Source organism: Bradyrhizobium sp. USDA 376 (assembly GCF_054063675.1).
The window spans coordinates 7,291,692-7,306,868 of sequence record NZ_JBSSGN010000001.1 but is presented as its reverse complement, the minus strand read 5'-3'; the positions used below and the strand labels follow the sequence as shown (position 1 = coordinate 7,306,868).

General features: G+C 64.3%; 15 protein-coding genes. 12 read left to right on the top strand and 3 right to left on the bottom strand.

Going from position 1 to position 15,177, the window contains the following annotated elements:
- Window positions 1–75: 75 nt before the first annotated feature.
- The 7 genes from secY (at window position 76) to rplQ (ending at window position 6,280) form a co-directional block, all read left to right on the top strand.
- Window positions 76–1,407: a preprotein translocase subunit SecY gene (secY, locus tag ACVJ19_RS34225; RefSeq protein ID WP_453953484.1), complete on the top strand. Its 1,332-nt coding sequence runs from the start codon at window positions 76–78 to the stop codon at window positions 1,405–1,407.
- Window positions 1,408–1,424: 17 nt separating this feature from the next.
- A complete protein-coding gene (locus ACVJ19_RS34220) occupies window positions 1,425–2,636 on the top strand; it encodes a preprotein translocase subunit SecY (RefSeq protein ID WP_453953483.1) in 1,212 nt (403 codons plus the stop codon).
- Complete coding sequence (locus ACVJ19_RS34215) at window positions 2,633–3,487, top strand: adenylate kinase (protein WP_453953482.1); 855 nt, start codon at window positions 2,633–2,635, stop codon at window positions 3,485–3,487. The genes ACVJ19_RS34220 and ACVJ19_RS34215 overlap by 4 nt, the downstream gene beginning before the upstream one ends.
- 186 nt (window positions 3,488–3,673) lie before the next feature.
- Entirely contained in the window at window positions 3,674–4,042 is a 369-nt protein-coding gene (gene rpsM, locus ACVJ19_RS34210; protein ID WP_018647258.1) for a 30S ribosomal protein S13, read from the top strand.
- 121 nt (window positions 4,043–4,163) lie between these two features.
- A complete protein-coding gene (gene rpsK / locus ACVJ19_RS34205; protein WP_007603045.1) occupies window positions 4,164–4,553 on the top strand; it encodes a 30S ribosomal protein S11 in 390 nt (129 codons plus the stop codon).
- A 112-nt stretch (window positions 4,554–4,665) separates the two neighbouring features.
- A complete protein-coding gene (locus tag ACVJ19_RS34200) occupies window positions 4,666–5,697 on the top strand; it encodes a DNA-directed RNA polymerase subunit alpha (RefSeq protein ID WP_453953481.1) in 1,032 nt (343 codons plus the stop codon).
- A gap of 166 nt (window positions 5,698–5,863) precedes the next feature.
- A complete protein-coding gene (gene rplQ, locus ACVJ19_RS34195) occupies window positions 5,864–6,280 on the top strand; it encodes a 50S ribosomal protein L17 (RefSeq protein ID WP_018647260.1) in 417 nt (138 codons plus the stop codon).
- 79 nt (window positions 6,281–6,359) lie between these two features.
- Here rplQ and ACVJ19_RS34190 read toward each other — a convergent pair whose 3' ends face one another.
- A complete protein-coding gene (locus tag ACVJ19_RS34190) occupies window positions 6,360–7,235 on the bottom strand; it encodes a Bug family tripartite tricarboxylate transporter substrate binding protein (RefSeq protein WP_453953480.1) in 876 nt (291 codons plus the stop codon).
- A 291-nt stretch (window positions 7,236–7,526) separates the two neighbouring features.
- Between ACVJ19_RS34190 and ACVJ19_RS34185 the strand changes: the two genes are divergently transcribed.
- Together ACVJ19_RS34185 and ACVJ19_RS34180 are read left to right on the top strand one after the other, a co-directional pair.
- On the top strand, window positions 7,527–8,315 hold the full coding sequence (locus ACVJ19_RS34185; RefSeq protein ID WP_453953479.1) for an SDR family NAD(P)-dependent oxidoreductase: 789 nt from the start codon (window positions 7,527–7,529) through the stop codon (window positions 8,313–8,315).
- 9 nt (window positions 8,316–8,324) lie between these two features.
- Complete coding sequence (locus ACVJ19_RS34180) at window positions 8,325–8,621, top strand: DUF1330 domain-containing protein (protein ID WP_453953478.1); 297 nt, start codon at window positions 8,325–8,327, stop codon at window positions 8,619–8,621.
- Between the two features lie 116 nt (window positions 8,622–8,737).
- Here the strand turns inward: ACVJ19_RS34180 and ACVJ19_RS34175 are convergent, their stop codons facing one another.
- Entirely contained in the window at window positions 8,738–9,751 is a 1,014-nt protein-coding gene (locus tag ACVJ19_RS34175) for a zinc-binding alcohol dehydrogenase family protein (RefSeq protein WP_453953477.1), read from the bottom strand.
- A gap of 134 nt (window positions 9,752–9,885) precedes the next feature.
- Here ACVJ19_RS34175 and ACVJ19_RS34170 point away from each other — a divergent pair, with 134 nt between their 5' ends.
- Window positions 9,886–10,260, top strand: coding sequence for a winged helix-turn-helix transcriptional regulator (locus tag ACVJ19_RS34170; RefSeq protein WP_211410565.1), 375 nt, complete (start codon window positions 9,886–9,888; stop codon window positions 10,258–10,260).
- A gap of 191 nt (window positions 10,261–10,451) precedes the next feature.
- Here the strand turns inward: ACVJ19_RS34170 and ACVJ19_RS34165 are convergent, their stop codons facing one another.
- Window positions 10,452–12,065: an OprO/OprP family phosphate-selective porin gene (locus ACVJ19_RS34165; RefSeq protein ID WP_453953476.1), complete on the bottom strand. Its 1,614-nt coding sequence runs from the start codon at window positions 12,063–12,065 to the stop codon at window positions 10,452–10,454.
- Between the two features lie 325 nt (window positions 12,066–12,390).
- On the opposite strand from ACVJ19_RS34165, the gene ACVJ19_RS34160 reads away from it, so the two are divergent.
- Together ACVJ19_RS34160 and ACVJ19_RS34155 are read left to right on the top strand one after the other, a co-directional pair.
- Window positions 12,391–13,797 (top strand): DegQ family serine endoprotease, encoded by a 1,407-nt coding sequence (locus tag ACVJ19_RS34160; RefSeq protein WP_453953475.1) that lies wholly within the window; start codon window positions 12,391–12,393, stop codon window positions 13,795–13,797.
- Window positions 13,794–15,131, top strand: coding sequence for a replication-associated recombination protein A (locus tag ACVJ19_RS34155; protein WP_453953474.1), 1,338 nt, complete (start codon window positions 13,794–13,796; stop codon window positions 15,129–15,131). Before ACVJ19_RS34160 ends, ACVJ19_RS34155 begins: the two co-directional genes overlap by 4 nt.
- Window positions 15,132–15,177 lie beyond the last annotated feature (46 nt).

Genomic DNA, 15,177 nt, shown 5'->3' with positions numbered 1-15,177 from the left:
TAATGTCCGGCGTCCGCTAGATAGTAGCCCGGCCGCGGGCATGACGGCGCAACAGGCGGCGGGAGAAAGTCCAAGATGGTCTCTGCAGCGGAACAACTGGCAGCCAATCTCAATTTCGGCGCGTTTGCCAAGGCCGACGAACTGAAGAAGCGCATCTGGTTCACCCTGGGTGCGCTGCTCGTTTATCGGCTCGGGACCTACATCCCTCTGCCGGGCATCGATCCCAACATCTGGGAGCAGGTGTTCAAGTCCCAGGCGGGCGGCATCCTCGGCATGTTCAACATGTTCGCCGGCGGCGGCATCCACCGCATGGCGATCTTCGCGCTGAACATCATGCCGTACATCTCGGCCTCGATCATTATCCAGCTCCTGACCACCGTCTCGCCGCAGCTCGAGGCGCTGAAGAAGGAGGGTGAGGCCGGCCGCAAGCTGCTGAACCAGTACACCCGCTATCTCACGGTCATCCTGGCCGCGTTCCAGTCCTACGGCATTGCGGTGGGTCTCGAAGGCGCCGGCAACGTCGTCAGCGACCCCGGCATGTTCTTCCGCCTGTCCACGGCGATCACGCTGACCGGCGGCACCATGTTCCTGATGTGGCTGGGCGAGCAGATTACCTCGCGCGGCATCGGCAACGGCATTTCGCTGATCATTCTCGCCGGCATCGTCGCCGAGCTGCCCGCGGCGCTCGCCAACATGCTCGAGCTCGGCCGGCAGGGCGCGATGTCGACCGGCTTGATCCTGGTCGTCATCATCATGGCCGTCGCCGTGATCGCCTTCATCGTGTTCATGGAGCGCGCCCAGCGCCGGCTCTTGATCCAGTATCCGAAGCGCCAGGTCGGCAACAAGATGTTCGAGGGCCAGTCCTCGCATCTGCCGCTCAAGCTCAACACCTCGGGCGTGATCCCGCCGATCTTCGCATCCTCGCTGCTCTTGCTGCCGACCACGGTTGCGAACTTCAACGCGGGCACCGGGCCGGAATGGTTCCAGTGGATCACCACCCAGCTCGGCCACGGCCGTCCGCTGTTCCTGATCATGTATCTGGCGCTGATCGTGTTCTTCGCGTTCTTCTACACCGCGATCGTGTTCAACCCGACCGAGACCGCGGACAATCTGAAGAAGCATGGCGGCTTCATCCCGGGCATCCGCCCCGGCGAGCGCACCGCCGAATATATCGACTACGTGCTGTCGCGCATCACCGTGCTCGGTGCGGTTTATCTGGCGATCGTCTGCTTGATCCCGGAGATCCTGATCTCCTACGCCTCGGTGCCGTTCTACTTCGGCGGCACCTCGCTGCTGATCGTCGTCAGCGTCACCATGGACACGGTGGCGCAGGTGCAGGGCTATCTGCTGGCCCATCAGTACGAAGGCCTGATCCGCAAGTCCAAGCTGCGCGGCCGCCGCCGCTAGCTGCGGCGTCGCTCTAGATGAGCAGGGAGCTCGCGCGCCGGATCGCTTTCACGATTGGCGCGCTGCTCCTTTTCAGGCTCGGCACGCAGATCCCGGTTGCGGGAGTGACCACGTCGAGCTTTCCGCCGGCGCCCGACCTTATCGCTCGCCTCTCGATCTTCGCCCTTGGTCCGATTCCCTATCTGACTGCAGCGATCCTCATCCGGCTGTTGTCCGTGGTGTGGCGCCGCCTGAACTCGCTCGAACGGTCGGGTGAGCGCGGCCGACGCAGGATCGCGCGAGCCACACTCGGACTTACCCTGATTCTTGCTGCCTTTCAGGCTTATGGCATCGCCTCTGCGCTGACGACCATCCCGGGCTTCGTCAGGAACCCCGACGGTTGGTTCGTGTTGACGGCCACTGCCACGATGGTCGGCGGGGTTTTCGTGCTGGTGTGGTTGAGCGAACAGATCTCTCGCTACGGCATCGGCAACGGTCTGGCGCTGATCCTGAGTGTCGGCATGCTTGTCTCCCTTCCGCGAGACGTTGCTGGCATCATGGGGCTTGTGCGGAGCGGGGCGATCTCGAGCAATCTCGTGCTCGGCCATGCCGTGTTCTGGGTTGTGACCGTCGCCGTGATGGTGCTCGTCGAAGGCGCGCGGCGAAATGTGCTGGTTCAATTTGGCGCGCTCAACGTCGGCGCGCGGCAACTGCCGGTGCGCGATGCGGTGCTGCCGATCAAGCTCAACAGCGCCGGGTTCCTGATTCCGGTCACGGTGGCGCCGTGGATATTCTTTCTGCCGCTCGCTTTTGCAGGCTTCATCCTGGGCGGCGATCACCCTCTGGTCGCTGCGGCCTACCGGCATCTTCAGCTCGGGCAGCCGGCACACCTCATCCTCGTGTCCATCGCCGTGTTCGTGCTCGCCTTCATCTACACGGCCTATGTCATCGATCCCGAGCACACGGCCAAATCCCTGGCCGCGCATGACGGCGTGATTCCCGGCGTCGCGCCAGGCGAGGCGACCGCCGACTATCTCGATCGCGTCGTGTCATTGACGACGGTCGTCGGAGCCGTCTACCTGACGGTGTTGCAGTTGATTCCGGAAGTGTTCGAGCTTTACGGGATCGGGCTGCCTTATAGTATGGTCGTCAATGGCGGTGCGGCGCTGGTTGTGGTTTGCACTGTTCTTGATATCAAAACACAGGTGCGCGACGTATCGCTCACCAATCCGGGGGGCGTACGCCGATGAGAATTATACTTCTGGGACCGCCGGGGTCGGGCAAGGGGACCCAGGCGCAGCTCTTGGTGCAGCGCTATGGCATCGTCCAGCTCTCGACCGGCGAGATGCTGCGCGCAGCCGTTGCGGCGGGAACGCCGGTTGGGCTGAAGGCCAAGGAAATCATGGCCGGCGGCGGCCTCGTGCCCGACGACATCGTGGTCGGAATCATCTCCGACCGGATCGACCAGCCCGACGCCAAGAACGGTTTCATCCTCGACGGCTTCCCGCGCACCGTGCCGCAGGCCGAGGCGCTGGATGAGCTGCTGAGGCACAAGCATCTCAAGCTCGACGCCGTGATCGAGCTCCGCGTCAACGAGAGTGCGCTTCTGAGCCGCGTCGAGACCCGCGTCGCCCAGATGCGGGAGCGCGGGGAGGAGGTCCGGGTGGACGACACTCCGGAGGTCCTGACCAAGCGCCTGGCCAGCTACCGCAGCCAGACCGAACCGCTGATTCACTACTATTCCGAGCGGCGCAAGCTCTCCACCATCGACGGCATGATGGCCATCGACGAGGTTACCCGCGCCATCCACCGCCAGCTCCTGGCGCTCGGGGCGGTGGAACCCAAGACCCACGCCCGCAGCGCGGCCAAGGCGGCGCCGGCCAAGAAGGCCAAGGCGGGCAAGAAAGCGGCCAAAAAGCCGGCGAAAGCAGCCAAAAAGGCCGCTAAACCGGCCAAAACTGCCAAAAAGGCGGCCAAGAAGGCCGTGAAGGGGACTAAGAAGGCTGCGAAGAAAACAGCCAAGAAAACGGTCAAGAAGACCGTCAAAAAAGGTTCGAAGAAGGGACCAAAAAAGGTCACGAAAAAGCGAGCCAAGCGCTAGCAGCGGTTGACGAAAGCCCCTGGAATCCCCTAATAAGCCCCGCATCCAAGTCGGATAGTTTCAGACGATGCCGGGCCCCAGGAAGACCGGGGGTGGGCGTCGTGTTCGCGTTTGTGAACACCTGCCCGAGAAAGCAAGCACTTAAGCCCGATTCCTGACGAGGGATCGGCAACAGGAGAGAAGGCCGTGGCCCGTATTGCCGGCGTGAACATTCCCACCAACAAGCGCGTGCTGATCGCGCTCCAGTACATCCATGGCATCGGCCCGAAGATCGCCGGTGACATCATCGAGAAGGTGAAGATCCCCGAGGATCGTCGCGTCAATCAGCTCAGCGACGCCGAAGTGCTCCAGATCCGCGAAGTGATCGACCGCGACTATCTCGTCGAGGGCGACCTGCGTCGTGAGGTCGGTATCAACATCAAGCGTCTGATGGACCTCGGCTGCTATCGCGGCCTGCGTCATCGTCGCGGTCTGCCGGTGCGCGGTCAGCGTACCCACACCAATGCGCGTACGCGCAAGGGTCCGGCCAAGGCCATCGCCGGCAAGAAGAAGTAAGTTTTCGCATTCCATCGCGGCGTGTGGCGAAAGGGGATACCCGTTCGCCACGCGCTTTTCGTTCCACAGGTGTAGCCGCTGGCATTACGGCGGCGTTTGAGATCTTCAGGAAAGGGACTCAATGGGCAAGGAAGCCACCCGCGTTCGCCGTCGTGAGCGCAAGAACATCGCCTCCGGCGTTGCGCACGTGAACTCGTCGTTCAACAACACGACCATCACCATCACCGACGCGCAGGGCAACACGATTGCCTGGTCTTCCGCCGGCACGATGGGCTTCAAGGGCTCGCGCAAGTCGACCCCCTATGCCGCGCAGGTTGCCGCCGAGGACGTGTCGAAGAAGGCGCAGGAACATGGCATGCGCACGCTGGAAGTCGAAGTCGCCGGTCCCGGTTCGGGCCGCGAGTCGGCGCTCCGCGCGCTCCAGGCCGCGGGCTTCACCGTCACCTCGATCCGCGACGTGACCACGATCCCGCACAACGGTTGCCGTCCCCGCAAGCGTCGGCGTGTTTGATACCAAGTTGCGGGCGCATCGGCGCCCGCAATGACTTTTCTAAGAAGCCGCGGGTGCAACCTGCGGCCTTTCTCCAACGCCAGTGTCTGCAACGGCAGTTCGACTGGCCTGTATGGGTGAAACAGTGACGATCCAGAAAAATTGGCAAGAACTGATTCGGCCGAACAAGCTCCAGGTCACGCCCGGCAGTGACCCCTCGCGTTTCGCGACCATCGTCGCCGAGCCGCTCGAGCGCGGCTTCGGCCAGACCCTCGGCAACGCGCTACGCCGCATCCTGCTCTCCTCGCTCCAGGGCGCGGCGGTGCAGTCGGTGCACATCGACGGCGTGCTGCACGAGTTCTCCTCGATCGCTGGCGTCCGTGAGGACGTCACCGACATCGTGCTGAACATCAAGGACATCTCGATCAAGATGCAGGGCGAAGGCCCCAAGCGCATGGTCGTGAAGAAGCAGGGCCCGGGCGTCGTCACCGCCGGCGACATCCAGACGGTGGGTGACGTCGTGGTGCTCAACCCGGACCTCCAGATCTGCACCCTCGACGAGGGCGCCGAGATCCGCATGGAGTTCACGGTCGCAACCGGCAAGGGCTACGTCCCCGCCGAGCGCAACCGTCCCGAGGACGCGCCGATCGGCCTGATCCCGGTCGACAGCCTGTACTCGCCGGTCCGCAAGGTCTCCTACAAGGTCGAGAACACCCGCGAGGGCCAGATCCTCGACTACGACAAGCTGACCATGACGATCGAGACCAACGGCGCGATCTCGCCGGATGACTCGGTGGCCTATGCCGCCCGCATCCTGCAGGACCAGCTCAACGTGTTCGTCAACTTCGAAGAGCCGCGCAAGGAAGTCGCCCAGGAGATCATCCCGGACCTCGCCTTCAACCCGGCCTTCCTCAAGAAGGTGGACGAGCTCGAGCTGTCGGTGCGTTCAGCCAATTGCTTGAAGAACGACAACATCGTCTACATCGGCGACCTCGTGCAGAAGTCGGAAGCCGAAATGCTCCGCACTCCGAATTTCGGCCGCAAGTCGCTGAACGAGATCAAGGAAGTGCTGGCCCAGATGGGTCTGCACCTCGGCATGGAAGTGCCGGGCTGGCCGCCGGAGAACATCGACGAGCTCGCCAAGCGCTTCGAGGATCATTACTAAGCATTTCGTCGTTCCGGGGCGGCTCGCAGAGCCGAACCCGGAACCTCGAGATTCCGGATCGCCGCTTCGCGCCGTCCGGAATGACACCAGGGGCGAACGCAGGCAGCCCACCTGAGCAACATGTCCGACGAACCGTCGCGGCAGTTTTAACGTAAGGACTACACACATGCGTCACGGCAAGGTTCATCGGAAGCTCAACCGCACGGCCGAGCACCGCAAGGCGATGTTCGCCAACATGGCGGCCGCGCTGATCAAGCACGAGCAGATCGTCACCACGCTGCCGAAGGCCAAGGAGCTCCGTCCGATCGTCGAGAAGCTCGTCACCCTCGGCAAGAAGGGCGGGCTGGCCATGCGCCGCCAGGCGATCTCCGAAATGCGCGACAAGGATCAGGTCAAGAAGCTCTTCGACGTGCTGGCGACCCGCTACAAGGACCGCCAGGGCGGCTACACCCGCATTATCAAGGCCGGCTTCCGCTACGGCGACAACGCCGCGATGGCCGTGATCGAGTTCGTCGATCGTGACGTCGATGCCAAGGGCCAGGACTCCGGCCCGGTGCAGGAGAAGGAAGCCGAGGCGGCGTAAGCCGTTTCAGCGGATATGGATTGAAAACGGCGCCCTCGGGCGCCGTTTTTTGTTCCTGGAGTTGTGCGGATCCGCGAGGCTATTCCTCCTTGATCCCCGCCTTTTGGGCGATGTCCTTCATTTCAGCGGTCTCCTTGCCGATCGCTCCCGCCCAGTCGCTGTAACGCGCGAAGCCGGGCTCGAAGCCGACCTTGGCGAAGCGCTCGGCCACTGAGGGATTCTTGATCGTCTCCTCCAGGGTCGCCGACAGCTTGTCGTGAACGGCCGGCGGCAAGCCCTTGGGAGTGACCACGGCGCCCCATGACGCGAAGTCGATGTTGCCGTAGCCGAGCTCGGCGAGCGTCGGCACGTCGGGCAGGAACGGCGTGCGCTTGGCCGAAAACACCGCAAGCACGCGGACGGCGCCGGCCTCGATCTGCGGCTTCACGGCGATCACGGTGTCGACGTGATACTGGATGTGCTTTCCGATGAGGTCGTTCATCGCCGGCGCGCTGCCCTTGTAGGGCAGGTGAACCATCTTGATCCCGGCGGCCGATTTGAACAGCTCGCCGGCAAAATGCGAGACGGTCGCGACGCCGAACGATGCCAGCGACAGCTTGTCGGGATTGGCCTTCGCCTCAGTGACCAGCGCAGCCACGTCCTTGACCGGGTTGTCCTTGTAGGTGACCAGCGCCAGCGTGATCTTGCCGACCTGGCCGAGCGGCTCGAAATCCTTGGCCGCGTCGTAAGGCACGCTTTCCTTCACGGCCGCCGGCAGCGTGAAGCTCGAGTTCGAGCTGAAGAACAGGGTGTATCCGTCAGGCGCCGAGCGCGCGACTTCCTTGGCCGCGATCGTGGTGCCGCCGCCGGGACGGTTCATGATGATCACGGGCTTGCCGAGCCGCGTCTCCAATTCGCCGCCGATGATGCGCGCAACCACGTCGGAGGCGCCGCCGGGCGGGAAGGGGACGATCAATTGCAGCGACTTTCCGGATAGACCGCCTGAGCCGGCGCGGGCGCATTGCCAGCAATTAAGCCGAGCACCCCGAGCACAACCGTTAAAGCCGTTCTTTTCATCGCGTCGTTCTTCCGTTTTTACGTGAGCAAGAGAATCCCGGATAGACAAGCAACAATCGTTCCAGTGGCGGTGCACGCTGTCCGCGGGGTTGCAGGAAGGGTGCCGGGCGTCTCACTGATTGGTGAGCGCCGATTGCGGCCCGATCCGCGGCGTCCGATATCCCCACCATCGACCTGATGGAGATAGTACATGAACATCGACCTTTCCGGAAAGACCGCCCTGGTGACCGGCTCGACTGCCGGCATCGGCCATGCCATCGCCAAGGGCCTTGCTGCCTCGGGCGCGAGCGTCGTGATCAACGGGCGCGGCCAGGACAAGGTCGATGCCGCCGTGCGCAAGCTGGAAGGGACGGGTGCGAAGGTCCGCGGCATCGCCGCCGATGTCTCCACCGCTGCCGGCTGCAAGGCGCTCGTGGCAGCTCTGCCTGAGGTCGATATCCTCATCAACAACGCCGGCATCTTCGAGCCGAAGGACTTTTTCGACATCCCCGACGAGGACTGGAGCCGCTTCTTCGAGGTCAACGTGATGAGCGGCGTGCGGCTGTCGCGGGCCTACATGGAGGGCATGCTCAAGCGCAACTGGGGCCGCATCGTCTTTATCTCTTCCGAGTCCGGCCTCAACATTCCCGTCGAGATGATCCATTACGGTATGAGCAAGACGGCCCAGCTGTCGGTCGCGCGCGGCCTTGCGCAACTCACCCGCGGCACCGGCGTCACCGTCAATTCCGTGCTGCCGGGCCCGACCATGTCGGAGGGCGTCGAGACCTTCGTGAAGGATCTCGCCAGGCAGAACGGCCAATCGGTGGACGAGGCCGCGGCCAATTTCGTCAAGCAGCATCGCCCGAGCTCGCTGATCCAGCGTTTTGCGAGTGTCGACGAGATCGCGAACATGGTTGTTTACGTCGCCTCGAAGGAGGCGTCCGCGACCAACGGCGCAGCGCTGCGCGCGGAAGGCGGCATCGTCAACACGATCGCGTAAGAGCCGCCTATGACCGCTTATGTGATTTCAGAAGTCGAGATGCGCGATCTCGAGGGATTTGAAGCCTATCGCACGCTCGCCGCGAAGACGATCGCGGAGTTTGGCGGGCGCTATCTCGTCCGTGGCGGCAAGGCCGAACTGGCGGAAGGCAACCTCCCGCCGAAGGCCATCGTCGTCGTCGAATTCCCGTCGATGGTGCGGCTGAAGGAATGGTACGCCTCGCCGGAATACGCCGAGGCATTGAAGATCCGCGCCGCTGCGCTGGAGCGGCGATTGATATTTGTCGAGGGCGTGCTGCCGGCCTAGAGCGCCGAAATCGTAGGGTGGGCAAAGCGCAAGCGTGCCCACCACCTTGATTGTGAGTGTCGAGGAGATGGTGGGCACGGCGCAAGCGCGCCTTTGCCCACCCTACGAGGTCTTCGCTACCACCCCTCCAGCACGATCTTCCCCCGCGACTTGCCGCTCTCGAGCAGCGCATGCGCACGCTTGAGGTTGGCAGCGCTGATCGTGCCAAAGGTCTGGTCGAGCGTGGTGCGGAGCACGCCCTTGTCGATGAGGTCGGCGACATCGTTGAGCAGGTGATGCTGCGCGATCATGTCGGCGGTCTGGAACGAGGAGCGCGTGAACATCGATTCCCAGTGCACCGAGATCGCCTTGCCCTTGAACGTGCTCATGGTGAACTCCGGGGGATCGTCGATCAGGCCGAACCTGCCCTGCGGCGCCATGAACTCCGCGATCGCCTTGTAGTGCTGGTCGGTGAAGGTAAGGCTCGCCACCAGCGCGACCGGCGGCAGCTTCAACTTCTCGATCTGCTCCTTCATCGGCTTGCCGTGGTCGATCACGGCATGCGCGCCGAGATCGAGGCACCATTTCTGCGATTCCGGCCGCGTCGCGGTTGCGAGCACCGTGAGCCCGGTGAGGCGGCGAGCGAGCTGGATCAGGATCGAGCCGACGCCGCCGGCACCGCCCGTGATCAGCAGCGTGCGCGGATCGACGCTCTTGCCGGGTACCGCACCGAGACGATCGAAAAGCAATTCCCACGCGGTGATGGAGGTGAGGGGAAGGGCGGCTGCCTGCGCGAACGAGAGCGACTTCGGCTTGTTGCCGACGATGCGCTCGTCGACCAGATGGAATTCGGCGTTGGTGCCCTGGCGCAGGATCGAGCCGGCGTAGAACACCTCGTCGCCCGGCTTGAACAGCGTGACGTCGGGCCCGACCGCGTCGACGATACCGGCGGCGTCATAGCCGAGAATCTTGGTCTCGCCCTCGGGCGGGGCGGCGCGCTTGCGCACCTTGTAATCGACCGGATTGGCCGAGATCGCCTTCACGGCGACGCGGATGTCGCGCCCCTTCGGCTCGGGTTTTGCGGTCTCGAAATCGAACAGCGCGTCCTGATCCTCGATCGGAAGCGACTTCTTGTAGCCGACGGCCTTCATGGCGTGTCTCCATCAGATGGCGCGATGGCTTGTCACGTGCGCCTGGCCTGCTAACTGTCCCGCTGGCTCCGGTTTGGCAAGTACTGTAAATTCGGGGATATAGTCCCTGTTTGGATACTATTGGGAAAACGCGCATGAAACGACGCAATTTCGCCCGTCGTCCCGGCTGCTCGGTCGAGGCGACGCTGGATCTGATCGACGGCAAGTGGAAGGGCGTGATCCTCTATCACCTGCAGAGCGGAACCCAGCGCTTCGGCGAATTGCGCCGCCGGATGCCCGGCATCACCCAGCGCATGCTCACGAAACAGCTGCGCGCGCTGGAGGAGGACAAGCTCGTCATCCGCAAGGTCTATGCGGAAGTGCCGCCGCGGGTGGAGTATTGCCTCTCCGAGTTAGGTGAGAGCCTCAAGCCGGTGATCGACATCCTGAAAGCCTGGGGCGAGAGCCATCAGCAGCGGCTGTCCTGCGCGCCGCCGCCCGTGGTCGTGAAGAAGAAGCGCGCGGCGTAGTGAGCGGAAGGACGCTAGCACCGTACTCTCGGTGTCGTCCCCGCCAAGTGCGCAATTGCGCACGGGGGGCGGGGACCCATAACCACAGAAGCAGATTGTGGCGCGAGCTGACAACTCCGAGCCTTCGCCAAACTACTCCCTGTGGTTATGGGTCCCGGGTTCGCGCTGTCGCGCGCCCCGGGACGACGAGCTCAGAATGCGAACTGCGTGCGCATCGCGATGGCGTCGAACTTCGAGCCGACATCGGCGGTCGAGACCGGCGAGGCCTGCCTTGATACCGTGCCATGCAGGTAGTCGAGCATGAAGCGGACATTGCCGTTGACGTACCAGTTCAGAGCGAGCGTGTAGACGGTCTGCCGGCCGCCGGCGATGCCTGTGGCGCTCCCAAGCTGATCGTTGAGATCGAGGGTCGAAAAGCGCCCCGCGATCTCCCACGCGCCCCAGCCGCCGCCTTCGAGCGAGAACGGGTGCGCCGGCTTGACGCCGCTATAGGCTGCATTCGCCGCATTGTAGCTGCGGCTCTCGCCCGTCAGCACGTAGCCGGCCTGCGCATAGCCGCCCTGGAATTTGAGGCTCGGCGCACCCAGCGGCGGCAGGCCGGTATTGGCGCTGCGATCGATGTTGAACCAGAAATACTCGCCCTGCAGGATCAGCGGTCCGTAGGTGGCGGCCGCTTCGACGCTATAGACCTGCGCGCCGGAGGCATTGGCGATCGCGCCGGTCGTCGCCAGTGCCGTCGGATCGATGCGCAGTTCCGGACGATCATTCAGCGTCACCGTCTGCGCGCCCGTCACCAGGTTACGCGTCGGTTGGATCAGCCACTCGGCATTGCCGCCGAGATGGACCGAGTAGTCCTTGCCGCTAACGACCTGGCCGGCGACACGGGCGACCGCGCCATACTGTTCGGTGGTGCCGTTCGGCGTAGCGCTCGAGGCGGAATGGATCGCACCCGTGGCGGGACCGGTTACATAGGCGCCAGCCCAGAACACGTCATTGTACCAGCGCGTGCCGATGGCCGAGCGAAAGTCGCCTGCGGCGATGCTGGTGGCGACGACGCCTGCCGAGGCGCGCTCCATGAACAAGATGTCGTTGGAGCTTGTGGCCTCATCGAGCGTGTAGGGGAGGTCCATGATGCCGCCTTCGATGGCCATCTTGCCGCCGAACGGCTTCAATCCCGTGTAGCTCAGATAAGCGTTCTCCACGCCGGATAAGCCGCCGCCCGGGAGCGATCCCGGCGCCGCGCCGCCAAATCCGTCGGACGAGCCGCCGAAATCGTAGATCAATGCAAAGTTCCAGTCGTTGAAGAATTTGCCGGTGACGCCGATGCGCGCGCGGCGGACGTTCTCGCCGCTGTCGAGCTTCTGCGGCACGGTGCCTGCCGTGTTGGGACGATAGTCATAGCCGCCGACATCCCAGTGGAGGCGGCTGGTGATGGCCACACAGTTCGCCCCGTCGGCGGTGCAGATGGTCGGTCGGTTGTTCGGCATCGTCACGACGACGCCGGATACCGGCGCCGCGCCCTTGACCGGATACGCGGCGTTTGCATTGGCGACCACGGCCTTCGCCTCCGATCGCGCTTCAGCTTTGGCCTCGGCCTTTGCTTCGGCCTTGGCCTTCGCCGTGGCCGCCGTGTTCGCGGCGGTCTGACTCTGGAGCTTGTCGAGCTTCTGCTCCAGCAACTTCAACTGCTGCTTCAGGAGCGCAATTTCCTGCTCACTGCTGCTTGCTGATTGGGCCTGGGCCTGCGAGGCCGCCAGTGCGCCGGCGAGACCAATCGCCGTGGCTGCAATTCTTGTCCTGCTCACGTTACGCCTCCATCGTTTGACGAACTTCCCCAAGTCACTTCCTCAAGTCGCGAACGGAGAGCCTAGGTGTGATCGATGACTGCCCCGCGACGCTGCGCCCGGTTGCGCGGTTCCCACTGATGCAAATTCGCCGCAACCGAATCCGCCATCGGCAGCATGCTGGATGACGCGCATCATGCCAATCCACCGCCCGGGCAATTTGCCGATTCGCACGGTCCGCTTGCATTCCGGACACACCGGGGGAAGGGGCCAATATTGCCGCCTGGCGCCCTTCTATTGGGGGGCGAACGCGCCTATATTCCGTCGTCTTTTCCAAGAGGTAGGAATGTTTCGATCGACCTGGACTGCCGCCGTCGCGGCATTGTGCATAGCCTTTTCGGCCCACCTCAATCCGACTGCTGCGCAGGACCGTCGGGTCCCGTCGTCGCCGGCCGAACTGCGGCTGTCCTATGCGCCGATCGTGCAGCGAGTGCAGCCGGCGGTCGTCAACGTCTATGCCGCCAAGGTGGTGCAGAACCGCAATCCGCTGCTCGACGATCCGATCTTCCGCCGCTTCTTCGGCGTGCCGGGCCAGCAGCCCGAACAGATGCAGCGCTCGCTCGGCTCCGGCGTGATCGTCGATGCCTCCGGCCTCGTCGTCACCAATGTCCACGTCATCGAGGGCGCGGACCAGGTCAAGGTGTCGCTGTCGGACAAGCGCGAATTCGAGGCCGAGATCCTGCTCAAGGATCCGCGCACTGACCTCGCCGTGCTCCGCCTGAAGGACACCAAAGAGAAGTTTCCGACGCTGGACTTCACCAATTCCGATGAACTGCTGGTCGGCGACATCGTGCTTGCGATCGGCAATCCCTTCGGCGTCGGCCAGACCGTGACGCACGGCATCATCTCGGCGCTGGCGCGCACGCAGGTCGGCATCACCGACTACCAGTTCTTCATCCAGACCGATGCGGCGATCAATCCCGGCAATTCCGGCGGCGCGCTGGTCGACATGAGCGGCAAGCTTGCCGGCATCAACACCGCGATCTATTCGCGCTCGGGCGGCTCGCAGGGCATCGGCTTTGCGATTCCCGCCAACATGGTGCGCGTCGTCGTCGCCTCCGCCAAGAGCGGCGGCAAGGCGGTGAAGCGTCCCTGGCTCGGTGCGAGATTGCAGGCGGTGACGCCCGAGATCGCCGAGAGCCTCGGCCTGCGCTCGCCGACCGGCGCCCTGGTCGCGAGCGTGGTGTCGAACGGCCCCGCGGCCAAGGCCGGCCTGAAGTCTTCCGATCTCATCACCGGGATCGACGGCCAGGCCGTGGATGATCCCAACGCCTTTGATTATCGCTTCGCCACGCGTCCGCTCGGCGGCACGGCGCAGATCGACGTGCAGCGCGGCGGCAAGCCGGTCAAGCTGACCGTGGCGCTGGAGACCGCACCCGATACCGGCCGCAACGAGCTCGTCGTCACCGCGCGCTCGCCGTTCCAGGGTGCGAAGGTCTCGAGCATTACGCCGGCGGTTGCCGACGAGCTGCATCTCGATGCCGACACCGAAGGCGTCGTGATCACCGATCTCGGCGGCGACAGCGCGGCGGCGAGCGTGGGCTTCCAGAAGGGTGACATCATCCTCGCCGTCAACAATCAGAAGATCAGCAAGACCGGCGATCTCGAAAAGGCTGCAGGCGAGCGCCCGCGGATCTGGCGCATCACCGTGGTGCGCGGCGGTCAGCAGATCAACGTTACGCTGGGCGGATGAGTTCGAAGCGACCACAGGAGACGCCAACGCTCTTCGCCGCGGCGGGCCTCGATCACGAGGCTCCGCATCCGCTGCCGGACCGGCTGCGCCCGCGCGCGTTGTCGGAGGTCGTCGGCCAGGATCACATCCTCGGCCCCGACGGTGCACTGACGCGCATGCTGGAGACGCGCACGCTGGGATCGCTGGTGTTCTGGGGCCCGCCCGGCACCGGCAAGACCACGGTGGCGCGGCTGCTGGCGGACGCCACCGATCTGCATTTCGAGCAGATCTCGGCCGTGTTCTCCGGCGTCGCCGACCTCAAGAAGGCGTTCGATGCCGCGCGCGCCCGCCGCGAGATGGGCAAGGGCACGCTGCTGTTCGTCGACGAGGTGCATCGCTTCAACCGCGCCCAGCAGGATTCGTTTCTGCCCGTGATGGAAGACGGCACGGTGGTGATGGTCGGCGCCACCACCGAGAACCCGTCCTTCGAGCTCAACGCGGCGTTGCTCTCCCGCGCGCGCGTGCTGGTGTTTCGCTCGCTCGATGCCGCCGCGATCGAGAAGCTGTTCGCGCATGCCGAGGAGGTCGAGGGCAGGAAGCTGCCGCTGGACGCTGAAGCGCGCGCGGTGCTGGTGCGCATGGCCGATGGTGACGGCCGCGCGTCGCTGACGCTCGCCGAAGAGGTCTGGCGTTCGGCGCGAGCAGACGAGATTTTCAACGCCGCGCAGTTGCAGGATATCCTGCAGCGCCGCGCGCCGATCTACGACAAGTCGGCCGACGGCCACTACAACCTGATCTCGGCGCTGCATAAATCGGTACGCGGCTCCGATCCCGATGCGGCGCTGTACTATCTCGCGCGCATGCTGGATGCCGGCGAGGACCCGCTGTTCCTGGCCCGCCGCGTCGTGCGCATGGCGGTCGAGGACATCGGTCTTGCCGATCCGCAGGCGCTCGTCATCGCCAATGCGGCCAAGGACGCGTTCGACTTCCTCGGCCATCCCGAGGGCGAGCTCGCAATCGCCCAAGCCGTGGTCTATCTCGCCACCGCGCCGAAATCGAATGCGGTCTACACCGCCTTCGGCACCGCGATGCAGGTCGCAAAGCAGGCCGGCTCGCTGCTGCCGCCAAAACACATCCTGAACTCGCCGACCAAGCTGATGAAGTCGGAAGGCTACGGCGCGGCTTACGAATACGACCACGACGCCCCCGACGCCTTCTCCGGCCAGGACTATTTCCCGGAAGCCCTGGGCCGCCAGACCTTCTACGACCCGCCCGAGCGCGGCTTCGAGCGCGAGATCAGGAAGCGGCTGGATTATTGGGCCAAGCTGCGCAAGGAGCGGGGCGGCTCGCGCTAGAGGTGGCCATTTCACCGTGACGGAAGGCCGCTTTTAGGGTACGCAG

What these genes read in the sequence shown, in the direction of transcription:
- secY (WP_453953484.1), top strand. Translation starts at nt 76, where the DNA reads ATGGTCTCTGCAGCGGAACAACTGGCAGCCAATCTCAATTTCGGCGCG.
- ACVJ19_RS34220 (WP_453953483.1), top strand. Translation starts at nt 1,425, where the DNA reads ATGAGCAGGGAGCTCGCGCGCCGGATCGCTTTCACGATTGGCGCGCTG.
- ACVJ19_RS34215 (WP_453953482.1), top strand. Translation starts at nt 2,633, where the DNA reads ATGAGAATTATACTTCTGGGACCGCCGGGGTCGGGCAAGGGGACCCAG.
- rpsK (WP_007603045.1), top strand. Translation starts at nt 4,164, where the DNA reads ATGGGCAAGGAAGCCACCCGCGTTCGCCGTCGTGAGCGCAAGAACATC.
- ACVJ19_RS34200 (WP_453953481.1), top strand. Translation starts at nt 4,666, where the DNA reads ATGGGTGAAACAGTGACGATCCAGAAAAATTGGCAAGAACTGATTCGG.
- rplQ (WP_018647260.1), top strand. Translation starts at nt 5,864, where the DNA reads ATGCGTCACGGCAAGGTTCATCGGAAGCTCAACCGCACGGCCGAGCAC.
- ACVJ19_RS34185 (WP_453953479.1), top strand. Translation starts at nt 7,527, where the DNA reads ATGAACATCGACCTTTCCGGAAAGACCGCCCTGGTGACCGGCTCGACT.
- ACVJ19_RS34180 (WP_453953478.1), top strand. Translation starts at nt 8,325, where the DNA reads ATGACCGCTTATGTGATTTCAGAAGTCGAGATGCGCGATCTCGAGGGA.
- ACVJ19_RS34175 (WP_453953477.1), bottom strand. Translation starts at nt 9,751, where the DNA reads ATGAAGGCCGTCGGCTACAAGAAGTCGCTTCCGATCGAGGATCAGGAC.
- ACVJ19_RS34170 (WP_211410565.1), top strand. Translation starts at nt 9,886, where the DNA reads ATGAAACGACGCAATTTCGCCCGTCGTCCCGGCTGCTCGGTCGAGGCG.
- ACVJ19_RS34160 (WP_453953475.1), top strand. Translation starts at nt 12,391, where the DNA reads ATGTTTCGATCGACCTGGACTGCCGCCGTCGCGGCATTGTGCATAGCC.
- ACVJ19_RS34155 (WP_453953474.1), top strand. Translation starts at nt 13,794, where the DNA reads ATGAGTTCGAAGCGACCACAGGAGACGCCAACGCTCTTCGCCGCGGCG.